Source organism: Pseudomonas sp. CFBP13528, assembly GCF_005233615.1.
Taxonomy (GTDB): Bacteria; Pseudomonadota; Gammaproteobacteria; order Pseudomonadales; family Pseudomonadaceae; genus Aquipseudomonas; species Aquipseudomonas fluorescens_AM.
The window spans coordinates 472,896-486,528 of the sequence record NZ_QGAJ01000002.1 but is presented as its reverse complement, the minus strand read 5'-3'; the positions used below and the strand labels follow the sequence as shown (position 1 = coordinate 486,528).

Genomic DNA, 13,633 nt, shown 5'->3' with positions numbered 1-13,633 from the left:
TCGCGCAGAGTCCGCGTTCAGCCTGGCTACGCGTTATCGCGAACGACCGTCGCGAGCAAGCTCGGGCCTACAGGTAAGCGCATCAGGCCACACGATTGAGATGCATCGAATGTCGCTCGACGAACTCGGCGCTCAACTCGATCACACGGCGGTATTGCAGGTCGACGGTAATCATGTGATAGCAGTTATCCAGCAGGATCTTGGTCACCGGGCCACCGAGGTGGCGCTCCACGTAATCGGCGTTCCAACGGCTGGTGATATCGTCCTCGATGGAGTGCAACACCAGCGCCGGTGTCTTGATAGCCGGCATGCGTTTCTTGACCACGGCGTTGAGGCGATGCAACTCGCGCACGGTGATGCCTTCCATGGTCAACAGCCCCGCCTCGCTGCTCTCGCCCTCCTTCATCTGCCGCTCGACGATGGCCCGCAGGCGTTGGTTCTTGATGCCATAGGGCGGCTTTTCTTCGAAGCTGCAAACGTGCACGCCGAACGGAATCTTCATCAGCAACGGCGTGAGAAAGGCCAGCTTGTTGATGCTCCAGCCGTCGTACTTCAAGGTGGTGGAATACATCAGCAGCCCGGCGACCTGCCCCGGGTGCTCGGCCGCCACGTACATCGACATCACCGCGCCCATGGACAAGCCGCCGACGAACACCTGCGCGTGACGCCGCTTGACCTGTACGAAGGTCTTGCGCACCCCTTCGTACCAGTCGCGCCAGCCGGTGGCCTGCAGGTCGCTGTTATCGCCGCAGTGCCCGGCCAGGGTGGGCACGTACACCGTGCAGTTGCCCGCCTTGACCAGCCCCTTGGCGACCTGGCGCAATTCCGTCGGAGTGCCGGTCAGGCCATGGATCAACAGGATCCCGACCGGCCCCTCACCGAGAACGAAGCCGGCATCGCCTTCACCGAGGTCGATCCCTTGGCTATTTAGAACAGCGCTGTTCACCGGTTGGTCGCTCGCACCAGCAGTTGCTCGAGCAGCTTCAGGCCCAGGTCGATTTCCGGGTAGCTGATTTCCAGGGACGGTGCCAGGGTGATCACGTTCTTGTAGTAACCGCCCACGTCGAGGATCAGGCCGAGTTTCTGGCCATCCACCACCATGTCGCCTTTCATGCCTTCCTCGACCATGTAGTCCAGTGTCGCCTTGTCCGGGGTGAAGCCATCCGGCCCGCAGATTTCGCAGCGCAGCGCCAGGCCCAGGCCGTCGACGTCGCCGATGATCGGGAAACGCTTCTGCAAATCCTGCAGGCCTTCGAGGAAGTATTTGCCCTTGGCCATGACCATCGCGCCGTAATCGACTTCGTTGGTCATCTTGAACATCTCCAGGCCCACCGCCGTGCCCAACGGATTGGAGGCGAAGGTAGAGTGGGTCGAACCTGGCGGGAACACCTTCGGGTTGATCAGCTCTTCACGGGCCCAGATGCCGCCCAGCGGGTTGAGGCCGTTGGTCAGCGCCTTGCCGAACACGATCACGTCCGGCTGCACGTCGAAGTGCTCGATCGACCAGAGTTTGCCGGTGCGGTAGAAGCCCATCTGGATTTCATCCGAGACCATCAGGATGCCGTGCTGGTCCAGGACGTGCTTGAGTTCGCGATAGAAGTTCATCGGCGGGATCACGTAGCCGCCGGTGCCCTGGATCGGCTCCACATAGAACGCCGCGTATTCGCACTGGTTGGTTTTCGGGTCCCAGACGCCGTTGTATTCGGTCTCGAACAAGCGCGCGAACTGCTGCACGCAGTGGCTGCCGTATTCTTCCTTGGTCATGCCTTTCGGGCCGCGGAAGTGATACGGGAACGGAATGAAGTTGGCGCGCTCGCCAAAGTGGCCGTAGCGACGACGGTAGCGGAAGCTGGAAGTGATCGACGAGGCACCGAGCGTACGGCCGTGGTAGCCGCCTTCGAAGGCGAACATCAGGCTCTTGCCGTTGCTGGCGTTGCGCACCACCTTCAACGAGTCTTCAATCGATTGCGAACCGCCGACGTTGAAGTGCACGCGGCCGTCGAGGCCGAATTTTTTCTTGGCGTCGACCGCGATCATTTCCGACAGCTCGATCTTGCCTTTGTGCAGGTACTGGCTGGCGATCTGCGGCAGGGTGTCGATCTGCTGTTTCAGCGCATTGTTCAGGCGCGGGTTGGCATAACCGAAGTTGACGGCCGAGTACCACATCTGCAGGTCGAGGTAGGCCTGGTCTTCGGTGTCCCACACGTAGGAGCCTTCGCAGCGACTGAAAATACGCGGCGGCTCGATGTAGTGAACGGTGTCGCCGTAGGAGCAGTACTTGGCTTCTTTATCCAGAAGGATCTGGTCTTCGGCGGTGGCGATGCGGATATCAGACATGATGGAAGAGTTCCTGAGTGTCAAAAGAGGTGTTGAACGTGGTGGCGTTGGCGGCGATGCCTTGCGGCAGTTGAGCCAGCAAGGCAGGCACCTGGGCGAAGGTGTCGAAGCGCGCATGAGGAATGCGGTGGGCGACGCAATACTCGGCGAGGCTGCCCTTGGCGAACACGAAGTCGGCGGTGGAGGCCACGCACATGTCGGATTTACCGTCGCCGATCACCAGCACGCGCTTGTTGCGCGGTGTGGACTTGCACTTGCAGTTGCCGGAAGCGGCGCGGCAGGCATCACTGGCGTGCGGGAAGTCGATGCGCCAGCTGTTCTGGTCGACCTGGCGCAGGCGGTTGGCGAGGATCGGCAGCAAGGTCACGTAGTTGCGCGACAGAATGCGCGCGATGCCCTGCTCGATGCCGTCGCTGACCACTTCGAGGGTCGCGCCCAGGTCCATGACGTGATCGACGAAATCCGGGAAGTCCGGGTCAATCTCGACGCTGTCGAAATACGCCAGCAGTTCACTGGGGGTGGCCTTGATCAGCGCCAGTTGGCGGCTCAGGCATTCGCGTGAACCGATATGTCCATCCAGCCATTGCTGTTCGATGGTTTCCCACTCGGGGCCGGCGAAGCGTTGGAGGACGTTGTCGATGACATCGGTAGGGGTGATGGTCCCGTCGAAGTCACACACGATATGCCATTGGTTCATTGCGTCTACCTTTGGAAAGAGGCGCGCTGTATGCGCTTGCATTACCGGTAGAGCAGGGAGCGTGCCAACAGGCCAAAGCCCAGCGGGGCTGGGGCGTTCTCAGGGGTTTGGGCGAATATGTGTTCGGCAAGCTACAATTTTTGTAGCTTGCTACAAACAAGATGAGTGCTTGCGTGGGAGCCGGGGTCTGCGCGTTCATGCGCGCATGAACTCACCAGGAAAGCGCGCCATGTCCAAACTCACGTCCGTTGTATTCGCCAGTTTTTTGGGGGTGTGCGGCATCTCCAGTACCGCCTGGGCACAAGGCATCAGCGGCGACGTGGGTGCCGGTCTCAGTTACCAGCCCCATGACCCGACGGGCAGCCGCTACGAAACCCGCCCCGTGCCCTATCTGGACCTGGACTGGGGCGACGTCAGCCTGAGTACCGATGACGGCTTGACCTGGAGCGCGTTGAACGCCCATGGCATCACAGCCGGCCCGTACATCAATTACCTGTCGGGCCGTACGTCCAACGGCGCGCTGCAAGGTCTGCGCAATGTGTCGGACATGGCCGAGGTCGGCGGGTTCGTCCAATACGCTCCGGCCGATTTCTGGCGGGTCTACGCGCAGTTGGGCCAGGCCGTGGGCGGTGGGCATACGCAAAGTGGCGCGCTCGGCAAACTGGGCGGCGAACTGGGCTATCCACTGGGTGGCGGGATTATCGGCAGCACCGGGCTGGTCGCGCATTTTGCCGATGCACGCCAGGCCAATACCTTCTTCGGCGTGGACAACAACGAAGCCGCCGCCACGGGCTTTCGGCCTTACAACGCCAGCGGTGGCTTGCAGAACGTGACGCTGAGCCAGAGCTTCGCGTTCCCGCTGGCAACGCACTGGTCATTGCTGACCAGCGCCAGTTGGGTCCACCTGGTCGGCTCGGCAGCCAACAGCAGCATTGTCAGGCAGGCCGGCAGCGTCAACCAGGGCCAGGTGCAGACGGCGCTCAGCTACTCCTTCAATTAAAAGCCACCCCTTATCCACCTGATGTATAGAGATCAAAATGTGGGAGGGGGCTTGCCCCCGATAGCGGTGGGTCAGTCGCACATGTACTCACTGACACGCCCTCATCGGGGGCAAGCCCCCTCCCACATTTTGAACCGAGTCTGACATACCAGACCGGTCAGTTTTCTTCTCCCTCCGCCAACAACGCAATCCCCGCCACAATCACCGCCACACCCACCCAGTGCAAAACGCTGATGTGCTCGCCCAGTCCCAGCCAGGACCCCAGCAGCACCGCCACAAACACCAGCGAACTCAATGGAAAGGCCAAAGACAAACTGCTGCGCCGCAGGATCAGCATCCACACAAAAAATGCGCCGAGATAACTGGCAATCGCCGCCAGGATCCCGGGGTTGTGCGCGACCTGCGTCAGCCACTGCCAGCTGAAATCCATCTGGCCCAATTGATCACCGGCCACTTTGGTAAACAACTGCCCGGCACTTTCAGTGGCGATCAACAGCGCCCACAGCACCAACGTGCCGAAACGCCCATGCAGCCAGCCCGTATCGAGGGTTTGCGTACTCATGCCTGGCCTCCCGCAATCGCCACCAACATCACGCCCAGGGTAATCACCAGCGTGCCCAGCCAACGCCGTCGGCTGACGGTTTCCTTGAGCACTACCCGGCCCGCCAGCACCACCAGGCAATAGGCCAACGCCGCCAGCGGAAACAGCAGGCTCAACGGCGCACGGGACAAAGCTTCGAGCCAGACGAAAAACTCGATCACATAGGCCCCGACGCCGGCCCAGAGCAGCGGCGCATTGAACACCTGGCCCCAGAACGCACGCAGACGAAAGCCGCCATCGAGTTGCGGTAGACGGTCCACACCCAGCTTGAAACACAACTGGCCAATCACATCGAGCACAATGGAAAACGCCAGCAACAGCACCACGGTCAGGGTCACGGGAACAGCTCCTCAAACAGGTCGATCAGGGCTTCATTGGTCGCCGCATTGCGCTGCAAATCCTGCGCGCTCCAACGCTCGGGCGGTGGCTGGTCGGACTTGGCCTCCCAGCGCTTGAAGGCGTTGCTGAAGGCTGGCGCCGCAAACTCGCCGCACACGTCGATGCCAATGATGCGTTTATGCGCCGCCAACGCCCGCAGGGCCTGGAGCAAGTGGCTCAGGCGCATGCCACCCTGGTCCCAGTTGGTGGCGGCGTCTTCGCTGGCCAGCACGTCTTTGTCGAGGGTGATCCAGATCGCTTCGGTAGGCAGGCTGGCGATCATCTGGTCGAGGAAGGCTGCCCAGTCCAGCTCCGCCAGGTTGCGCCAGTGCAGGTGGTTTTCCTGCTGCTGGTGACCGGCACCGTCGCCAACCCGGCCCCAGACTTTCGACGGCGGGTGCTGCCAGGGAAACAACTGCAAGTGCCCGCGCTTGAGAGCGCCAAGGTTACCGCCGCGCAGTTGCGGGTTATGCAGGTCATCGCTGCACGGGCCGAGGGTGACGATGCGTTTGATCGCCGGCATCTTCAGCGCACGGTTGACCCACGAACCACAGTGACGCTTGGGCGCAAAGCGCACCCAGTCGGGGTGGTTGTCGAAGTGGATAAGGCTGACGGGCTCCTTCAGGTCGGCCAGGAACGCCGGCGTGAGGTGGTGATAGTCGCCGGAGCCGACGAACAGGATCTCAGGGCGCGCATCGCTGGGCCGTGGCCGCTGGGCCAGGCGCTCGACGAAACGTTTCCAGGTTTTTTCGGTGGACCACAGGCGCAGTTTCGGGCCCAGGTCCAGCAGATCGAGGCGTGTTGCCCGGCCGCTGGCCAACCGCCGGGCAATCGGCGCCTGACCGGTGAGGCTGTGGTCGAGGTCAAGAATATTCAAGGTAATGTTTCACCCCTAATGGCAGCGCCCAGCCGCAGGCCGGATGGGCTTTAAGGGGTCAATGCAAGGGATGGGCCAGCGAGACATTCAAACCTGCACAGATCAAAAAATATGGGAGGGGGCTTGCCCCCGATTACGGTGTGTCAGCAACCAATCCGTTGGCTGACATACTGCTATCGAAGGCAAGCCCCCTCCCACATTTGGATCTTTGCCTGGCGGTTACTTCCTGGCTTCTTCGATGATCTGGCGAATCGCGCCAACGAAGGCTTCGGCCGGCTGACCACCGCTGACCGCATACTGGTCGTTGAACACAATGGTCGGCACCGAGGTCACGCCGCGGGTGATCCACAATTTCTCCTGTTCGCGCACCTCGGCGGCATATTCATCAGAGGCAAGAATCTGGGCGGCGCGCTTGAGGTCCAGGCCGACGCTTTCGGCAATGATCGCCAGGGTCGCGTGGTCGGAAGGGTCCTGGCCGTCGGTGAAGTAGGCCTTGAACAGCGCTTCCTTGAGGTTGTACTGCAAACCTTCCAACCCGGCCCAATGCAGCAGACGGTGCGCGTCGAAGGTATTGTAGATGCGGCTCTGGCCGTCGGTGCGAAAGGCAAAGCCCAACGCCGCGCCCATGTCACGGATACGCGCACGATTGGCCTGGGACTCTTCGGCGCTGGAGCCGTATTTTTCAGTGATGTGCTCAACGATGTTCTGCCCTTCAGGGGGCATCTTCGGGTTCAGTTCGAACGGCTGGAAATGAATCTCGGCCTGCACGTCGGCGCCAAGCTGGTCGAGGGCTTCGGTCAGGCCGCGCAAGCCGATGATGCACCAGGGGCAGGACACGTCGCTGATGAAATCGATTTTCAGGGCAGTACTCATGGTGGGCAACCTCGCTGGCATTCATGCGCTGCAAAAGCCACACGATACACCACCTTTACAACAGCTTCGAAGGCGCACCCACGTCAACCCGCGCCCAGTGCGCCGCATCATCGCGATGGGCTTGCAGGTAAGGCAGCACTGCCGCCAGCAGGGGCGCCTTGAATACTTCCTGAAATCGGTGGGCCAGGCCCGGAATCAACTTCAACTGGCTACCCCGGATATGCGCAGCCAAATGAACGCCATGCATCACCGGCAATAGCGGGTCGGCGGTGCCGTGCACCACCAGGGTCGGCACGCGCAGTTGGTTGAGCAACGGCACGCGGCTCGGTTCGGCGAGGATCGCCATGATCTGGCGCTTGACGCCTTCGGGGTTGAAGGCGCGGTCATAGGACTGTGCGGCCTGGCGCAAGAGGGCCTGGCGATCATCCTTCACATCCGGGCTGCCCAGTGCCGCAAGCAAATCCGCCTGTTGTTCAAGCGCCACCTCACGATTCGGCGCACTGCGTCGCGACAATAACTGCACCAGCGCAGCATTCGGGGCGGGCAAGCCTTCGGCGCCGGAACTGGTCATGATCAGTGTGAGGCTTTCCACCCGCTGCGGCGCCATCGCCGCCAGATGCTGGGCGATCATGCCGCCCATGCTCGCGCCCAGTACGTGAAATTGGCGAACCTGCAGCGCATCCATCAAGCCCAGGGCGTCGTCGGCCATATCCGTCAACGTATAGGGCGCCGCCACCGGCAGGCCGAGCTTGTAGCGCAGCACTTCAAAGGTCAGGTTGGCGCTGGCCGGAGCCTGGCGCCAAGTGGACAGGCCCACGTCACGGTTGTCATAGCGGATGACCCGAAACCCTTGTTCGCACAGGGCCACGACCACTTCATCCGGCCAGTGGATCAATTGCCCGCCCAGCCCCATCACCAGCAGCAAGGCCGGGTCGGAGGCACGGCCGATACTCTGGTAGGCGATGCTCACCTGCTCCAGGTCGACCGTTTGGGTCGGGACATTGACATCACATCGAGACGCCGCAAAAGACGGCAGGCCGAATAAGAGAGCGGCCAGTAAAAACAACACGCGCATGAAAAACACCAACACACAGAACCCCAGTGGAGCGCGAGTTTGATGAAGTTTGTTCAAGCGTGCTGCCACGGTTGCATGACAGTTTGATGAAGGCCGCTCAACGGTCGTCCGATAGTTATATCCCACCACCGGTTATGGCGATCGCTCTCTAATCGTTTTTTATGAATGAGCCGCTATCATGACCGACACCCCAGACGTCAATCTGAACGACTTCGGATTATCACGCCTGCTACCGCCCGCGAATACTGACGAAAACCTGCTGCTGGACGCCACACAGCGCTGGCAAGACTGCTGCAAGGATATGCGCGAACTGATGGCCGGCACGCCATCGGTGCGCACGGTGATCAACCAGATGCTCCAGCAGCAGTTACAACTGGACGGTGAGCGCACCGGCCTGAAGTTCCTGGCCACCCAAACGCGGGGATCAAGCATCCTCTCCATAAACGAAGCCTGTCTTTACATGCAACAGCACCCCTCGCTGGATACGACCCAAGTGCCCGAGGGGGCACTCATCTACCTACCGGCCAACCACCGGCTTTCAGGGTACACGGTGCCCATGGTGCTGGATGAACTCAAAGGGCTGGACCTGGAGCAGGCAATCAAGGATGCCTGGACCCGGCACTTTTTGAACAACCGCGCGCCCAACCAACCTGTGTCATGTCGTACAAGGGCCACCGCGCTGTACAAGATCCACTTCGAGGCCTCTGGCGAAGCGCTGTTGGCCCAAGGTGCAATCAGCGCCGCGGCGCTCAACCCAATGTTTGCCATTATCGATCCCCTGCTGGCAGAGCCAGGGGCCGAAAAGATCTGCACCGAACACATCGTGCTCAAGCGCCCCACTGCCGACGCTCTGATCCTGCCGGGAGCATGGGTATTAACCCTCGATACCGATCAGCCGGTCAGCCAGTTGTTGTACTTGCCCGCCCATCAACCGGCCTGGCGCACGTTCGCCAAGCGCACGGACATGGAACGCTGGTTGATCGATCATCAACAGCTCTTGTTTTCGACCTCGCCCCCCGATCCCCTGGCCACCATTGACTACCGCCTCAAAACCAACCCCCTGGAAAGCGGTATCAGCCATTGGCTCAATCTATTGGCCGATGGCCAATACCGCGAAGCAATCAAGCCTGTCCCGGGTATCGAAATCGATAATGCCAGCCTGGCGCGACTGCCCATCGAAGCGTTTGACAAACAGCGCCAGAGCCAATCGCTGTTTGCCCCGGCGCCTGAACCGCCGACACCCTCGCCCCTCGAGGAGGGCACGCTTGCGCAGTTCGGCCTGCTCTACCCCGGCCTGCCATTGAGCCAACGCCAGGCCCGAGTGCTGCAACAACGTACCGCCCTGGACACCCTGCTGGGCGAAGGTACGCCTGCAGCCGAACGGGACACGCGCCTGCAGCAATTCAAGCAGCAACTCGATGAGTTGCGAGTACAACAGCACGCGTCAGGCACCGCGGCACGCCTCATGCTGGAAAGACGCCCCTGCGACTTAGCGACCCTCAATACCCAATTTACCGCGCTTTACAATGCGCGCGTGGCGGGGCTGAGAATCGAAGCACAGATTCAGCGGGCGCTGCACCAGATCAGCGCCGATGAACTGAAACTGCTGGAGGTCATCCTTGATTCGCCCGTGGCCGCAGACCGCCTCGTAGAAGTAGCGGCCTGTTCGATGACCCTCTCGGTCACCCACCAAACCAATGCCACAAAAAAAATCACTGAGAGCGAGCTCAAAGGGCCGTTGGTGTTCACCGCCGCAACGGCCTTGAAATCGCCTGCGACAACCGCCGCCAGTTACATGGTTTACTGGCCGGGCACCGGGGGAGCCCTGCAACGCTTTACCTCCCGCCAGGCATTGGAAGAGGCCTTGTTCAAAATCACCCCCCAGGACGACCAGCTTGCCTTGGTGCTCAAGGAGCTGACCGGCAATCCTTTTGAGCACAGCCTCAGCCTTCAGCAAGTCTATTTCGAGGAACGCGCTGCGCAGTTGCGCTCGACCTATGCCACCCCCGACGATGCCGACAAACTGGCCGAATGCTTGCAAAAATTACGCGAAGAAACCCTCGACAACCTCCGGGTGCCCGAACACAGCGCCCGCGAAGCGGCCTATCTGGAGATCGTGGAACAGCACAACAGCGGCCACCTGGCGCAAAAACTGCCGACCTGGCTGGTCACCCAAACAGAAGAACAACGGGAGAGCCTCAACGCTCGGCTCAAGGCATACATTCCGGCGCTCGTTCGGGCCCAGGCCCTGCTCGTTCAATCCCTGCCGCCACGTGATGAATTCGTCAGGCTCACAATCGATTCACGCGTGCGCAAAGACTTCTCGATCACCCAGGGTTTCAGCCTGCAACTGGATCTGCCTGATTCGACAAGAGATATCCAAGACCCCGTAACCGGCGGCAGCGGCGTGGGCGCAACCGCAGTCAAAGTAACCACCGCACCCAGCCTGAAGCGCAGCAAAATGTCCCTTGATGAACTGGCCTTGAAGAACATCGACAGTAGCCTGGGCAAGCGGCTGCACTACATGACCGTGGACGTGACGGCTGACGATACCGCCGAGCTCAACAGGCTTAAGGCAGGCATCAACGGTGCCTACCTGGTCAAGATGGTCAGCGACCTCAACCTGGCCAAAGCCTACGAAACGCGAATCTACCAAGCCTTCAGAGGCACCTCCCAGGAGTCGACGTTCCAACGGGACTACCGCCGCGAATGCCTGACTGAACCGCTGCGCCTGATGCTCCAGATTCAGGGCCAGATGGCGTTCATGCAAGGCCATATCAACGCCGACGATCTGCGGGTATGGACCACCGCGATCCACGCCGATACGCACAACGCGTGGCAAGTCGGTACCCAACGTATTGCCCTGCTGCCGGCGACCCTGGTCGACGACAGCGACAATAATCGCTATGGCACGGTCACCCTTTCAGGCATCAGTTTCATTCAGGAAAAAACCTCCGGGGTCACGTTACTTTACTTGCCCGATGCGCCAGACGAACGATGCCTGCGACGCTTCGACAGCCTGGAACAGGCGCGCAAAAAACTGTTCGATCTATGCAATCTCGACACCATGGTCAAGTACGTGGCAAGCCGTGCATTGACCGCAGAGGTCCAGTCTCACATCAACCGCATCGACCAGGCCATGGTCAAAAGCTACGACGCGGTCATCGGTGTCGGCTTCCCTTGGCCGGTCACTACCTCACTGGCAGCCCATCAGCTGGATACGCACATGGGCCGTCTGATTGAAGGCAATCGAAATGACGCCCGTTCCAATGAGGACCTGGCAGACGCGAAATACGCGCTCAAAACGGGCGTTTTGCTCAACGGCATCAAAATCGCGCTGGGTTTTATTCCGCTGATCGGCACTGCGGTCTCCCTGGCCGATGCCGTCACCAGCCTGTATGCGGCCGTCGATGCCTTCAGGAAGGACGACGTGCACCACGGCATTGAGCAACTGGCCTCGGTGTTCGAAAGCCTGGTGTATGCGGGCATGGACGCCGCGACGTTTGCAGCCCTGCCCCCCGCCCGCCCCTCCACCGCCAGCACGCTGACTCGCCAGCACCAGGCCAGATACACAGGGCGCCCTGCCTTCTGGCGCAACCTGAAAACACGTGAGGTGAAGAGAACCACCGCCCATCGTTTCGCGGGCTACGAATTCGATCAACCCCTCGAACTCGGTAGCCTGCAAGCGGTGCAGACCGGTCCTTATCGCCATACGCTACGGCATACTTCCGGCGAGCATTTCATCGCAGACGGTGGACGTTACTTCAAGGTTAGGTTTGAACCGACGGCCCATGAAATGCGGCTGGTCGCCAAGGCAAAACTCTACTCGCCGGTCATTGCTTTTGACGAAGCGCAGCAGTGGAACACTTACTCGGCATTGCATGGCGGCCATCTCACCGGGTATGGCGGCGGCAGCAGGCGCGGACAGGGGACATCGCGTGCGGGCTCGAGCGTGCCACCGGCTGTCAATCGACAACTTCCTCAAGCAGCGCTTGAGGTCCACATGCAGCGCCTTGAACTCAATAGGTCGCTGATAAGGCGATACAACGAGCTAGTCGATCAGATAGCACAGAGCGACATAAAACTGAAAAAACACTTGGACGACTATCCAGACGCGAACGTGGTGTCTGCTCAAAAGACCAACGACAGCAGAGCACTGGATATCGCCCTGACCAAGGACATTGAAGACGCAACGAACATGCACACCTCGTTCGAAGATGCCAGGCAGAAGCAAATCCGCTTACCCGAATTCGACATTCCCCAGGAACTGAGTAAAACAGCGCAAATCGTTTCAGATCGGTTGAACCGCCTACTCGAACACGCCAATAACCGCTTACTGGCCTTGACTGAGCGAGCAATCGCGATCACTCAAGAACTCAATAGCGCGTCGCTTGGGCATGGTCGGCGCAAAGCCCTGACCCTTGAAATCAGACAGTGCCGTCTCGACCTGCTCGATGAACTGAAACGGGTAGAGGCCTTTAAAAAGGAAATGAACACGTGGACCAAACGCATAACCGTCAAAAGCAAGCGTACGGAGTTGGCAACCTATCTGGATGAGTGGAAAAAAAAATTCACCGATCTTCGCATCGCCTCCATAAGAAGCGGCAACCTTTTACAAGCCCTTACGCCTGAGCCGACAGTCAGGAGCATTGACTGGGTCTATCTGGAGACCGCGGTGCAAACCGCCAGAAAAAGATTCGATCGTGCCTCGACCACACACATGACCCTCCGCGAGGTGGGTCTCGACGTGGTAGAACGCAACCGGGTACTGCAAAACTGCATCGAGGTCTACCAAGAGCTTTCCCTTGACCTGATCACCTGGCAGGAGAGGTCACCCAGTCATTTCGACCAACGTTTCCTCTCGCTCCTGCAAGACGACCTCAGGAGCCTGATTAAAAAAGCTCAGCGAGCCATGCCCGCCTCCGAACGCAGGCGCACCGATACTCGGAAGGTCTTTGAAACCGAAGATGGGCAACTATTGATCGGCACCGAAATACCCGCAGGGCAACAGTCGCCAAGACAATTCATGACCCAGGACGCCGATGGGGCGACTATTGAGGTATGGGATAAAATCGGCGATGGCGAGACCTTTCGCTTGAACCCGACCCATAGCGGCTCGGTGGCCGCCTCACCGAAGCTGCCGACTGACGTCAAGGTCATCGTAGCGGAAGCCTCTGCCCGGCTGGATGCGGTGGATGCCGTCGAAAACAAAGTCCGGGGCTACAAAACCATGGAGCCGGTCAACCTCGAACATATGCTGGTCAGTGAAGCCAAAGGCCTCAGGACCCGGGCCAGGACCGTGCAAGGCCTGGAGGCCGACAACCCGATCGTCGAAAAACTGCGAAACCGGGCCAGTGCACTTGAGCAGTCAGGGCAAGCCCTGCGGATCCAGCGCAGCCTGGAAAGCAATACGCCGACCGAGGGCTACCTGGATTACCTGATTCAAAAAGGTCGAGTGGTGATTCGAAAGAAAGGCACACGCCAAAAGCTCAGAGACAAACGTCCTGACGGACAAGACGACTATCTGCAGGAGTATGAGGTTTACAGCACGACCAAGCAGGGAAAGGCCGACAAACTGATCTGGTACGCGCACTTTCACTACGTGACACCGCGATCCCCGTTCGGCAGCTTTGAGAAGGCGCACATAAAGCGCTACGACCAACAATACCTGGGCATGAAGTGGCGAGCAGCCCAGGCGGGCGCCGGAGCCACCTTCGCGGACGTTGAAATCTGGCGCGGCAATATCGACAAACCCCTTGCCAGGCAACACTTCGAGGCACTGGAATAAGTTGAAT

10 protein-coding genes are annotated in these 13,633 nt (G+C 60.0%); 2 read left to right on the top strand and 8 right to left on the bottom strand.

Going from position 1 to position 13,633, the window contains the following annotated elements:
- Positions 1 to 82 precede the first annotated feature (82 nt).
- Genes PspCFBP13528_RS05655 through PspCFBP13528_RS05645 form a run of 3 tightly spaced genes read right to left on the bottom strand, consistent with a single transcriptional unit; the run spans position 83 to position 3,034 of the window.
- Positions 83 to 946, bottom strand: coding sequence for an alpha/beta fold hydrolase (locus PspCFBP13528_RS05655; RefSeq protein ID WP_101219461.1), 864 nt, complete (start codon positions 944 to 946; stop codon positions 83 to 85).
- Positions 943 to 2,337, bottom strand: a complete 1,395-nt coding sequence (locus PspCFBP13528_RS05650) for an aminotransferase class III-fold pyridoxal phosphate-dependent enzyme (protein WP_065951795.1) — start codon at positions 2,335 to 2,337, stop codon at positions 943 to 945. Before PspCFBP13528_RS05650 ends, PspCFBP13528_RS05655 begins: the two co-directional genes overlap by 4 nt.
- Positions 2,330 to 3,034: an MtnX-like HAD-IB family phosphatase gene (locus PspCFBP13528_RS05645; RefSeq protein WP_101219463.1), complete on the bottom strand. Its 705-nt coding sequence runs from the start codon at positions 3,032 to 3,034 to the stop codon at positions 2,330 to 2,332. The genes PspCFBP13528_RS05650 and PspCFBP13528_RS05645 overlap by 8 nt, the downstream gene beginning before the upstream one ends.
- A gap of 229 nt (positions 3,035 to 3,263) precedes the next feature.
- Here PspCFBP13528_RS05645 and PspCFBP13528_RS05640 point away from each other — a divergent pair, with 229 nt between their 5' ends.
- Positions 3,264 to 4,034 (top strand): MipA/OmpV family protein, encoded by a 771-nt coding sequence (locus PspCFBP13528_RS05640; protein ID WP_065951793.1) that lies wholly within the window; start codon positions 3,264 to 3,266, stop codon positions 4,032 to 4,034.
- Positions 4,035 to 4,191: 157 nt separating this feature from the next.
- On the opposite strand, the gene PspCFBP13528_RS05635 is transcribed toward PspCFBP13528_RS05640, so the two are convergent.
- The 5 genes from PspCFBP13528_RS05635 to PspCFBP13528_RS05615 all read right to left on the bottom strand — a co-directional run bounded on the left by PspCFBP13528_RS05635 (position 4,192) and on the right by PspCFBP13528_RS05615 (position 7,838).
- Positions 4,192 to 4,596: an EamA family transporter gene (locus PspCFBP13528_RS05635; protein ID WP_065951792.1), complete on the bottom strand. Its 405-nt coding sequence runs from the start codon at positions 4,594 to 4,596 to the stop codon at positions 4,192 to 4,194.
- Positions 4,593 to 4,973: an EamA family transporter gene (locus PspCFBP13528_RS05630; RefSeq protein WP_065951791.1), complete on the bottom strand. Its 381-nt coding sequence runs from the start codon at positions 4,971 to 4,973 to the stop codon at positions 4,593 to 4,595. Before PspCFBP13528_RS05630 ends, PspCFBP13528_RS05635 begins: the two co-directional genes overlap by 4 nt.
- Positions 4,970 to 5,890 carry an arginase gene (locus PspCFBP13528_RS05625; protein WP_065951790.1) on the bottom strand — a complete coding sequence of 307 codons (921 nt, stop codon included), beginning with the start codon at positions 5,888 to 5,890 and terminating at the stop codon, positions 4,970 to 4,972. The genes PspCFBP13528_RS05630 and PspCFBP13528_RS05625 overlap by 4 nt, the downstream gene beginning before the upstream one ends.
- A 219-nt stretch (positions 5,891 to 6,109) precedes the next feature.
- On the bottom strand, positions 6,110 to 6,763 hold the full coding sequence (locus PspCFBP13528_RS05620) for a DsbA family oxidoreductase (protein WP_101219465.1): 654 nt from the start codon (positions 6,761 to 6,763) through the stop codon (positions 6,110 to 6,112).
- A gap of 55 nt (positions 6,764 to 6,818) precedes the next feature.
- Complete coding sequence (locus PspCFBP13528_RS05615) at positions 6,819 to 7,838, bottom strand: alpha/beta hydrolase (RefSeq protein WP_137199787.1); 1,020 nt, start codon at positions 7,836 to 7,838, stop codon at positions 6,819 to 6,821.
- A 178-nt stretch (positions 7,839 to 8,016) separates the two neighbouring features.
- On the opposite strand from PspCFBP13528_RS05615, the gene PspCFBP13528_RS05610 reads away from it, so the two are divergent.
- Positions 8,017 to 13,626: a DUF6543 domain-containing protein gene (locus tag PspCFBP13528_RS05610; protein ID WP_137199786.1), complete on the top strand. Its 5,610-nt coding sequence runs from the start codon at positions 8,017 to 8,019 to the stop codon at positions 13,624 to 13,626.
- Positions 13,627 to 13,633 lie beyond the last annotated feature (7 nt).

Bases quoted from the DNA above. Each gene is read 5' to 3' on its own strand.
- PspCFBP13528_RS05650 (WP_065951795.1), bottom strand. From the start codon at position 2,337: ATGTCTGATATCCGCATCGCCACCGCCGAAGACCAGATCCTTCTGGAT.
- PspCFBP13528_RS05645 (WP_101219463.1), bottom strand. From the start codon at position 3,034: ATGAACCAATGGCATATCGTGTGTGACTTCGACGGGACCATCACCCCT.
- PspCFBP13528_RS05640 (WP_065951793.1), top strand. From the start codon at position 3,264: ATGTCCAAACTCACGTCCGTTGTATTCGCCAGTTTTTTGGGGGTGTGC.
- PspCFBP13528_RS05635 (WP_065951792.1), bottom strand. From the start codon at position 4,596: ATGAGTACGCAAACCCTCGATACGGGCTGGCTGCATGGGCGTTTCGGC.
- PspCFBP13528_RS05620 (WP_101219465.1), bottom strand. From the start codon at position 6,763: ATGAGTACTGCCCTGAAAATCGATTTCATCAGCGACGTGTCCTGCCCC.
- PspCFBP13528_RS05615 (WP_137199787.1), bottom strand. From the start codon at position 7,838: ATGCGCGTGTTGTTTTTACTGGCCGCTCTCTTATTCGGCCTGCCGTCT.
- PspCFBP13528_RS05610 (WP_137199786.1), top strand. From the start codon at position 8,017: ATGACCGACACCCCAGACGTCAATCTGAACGACTTCGGATTATCACGC.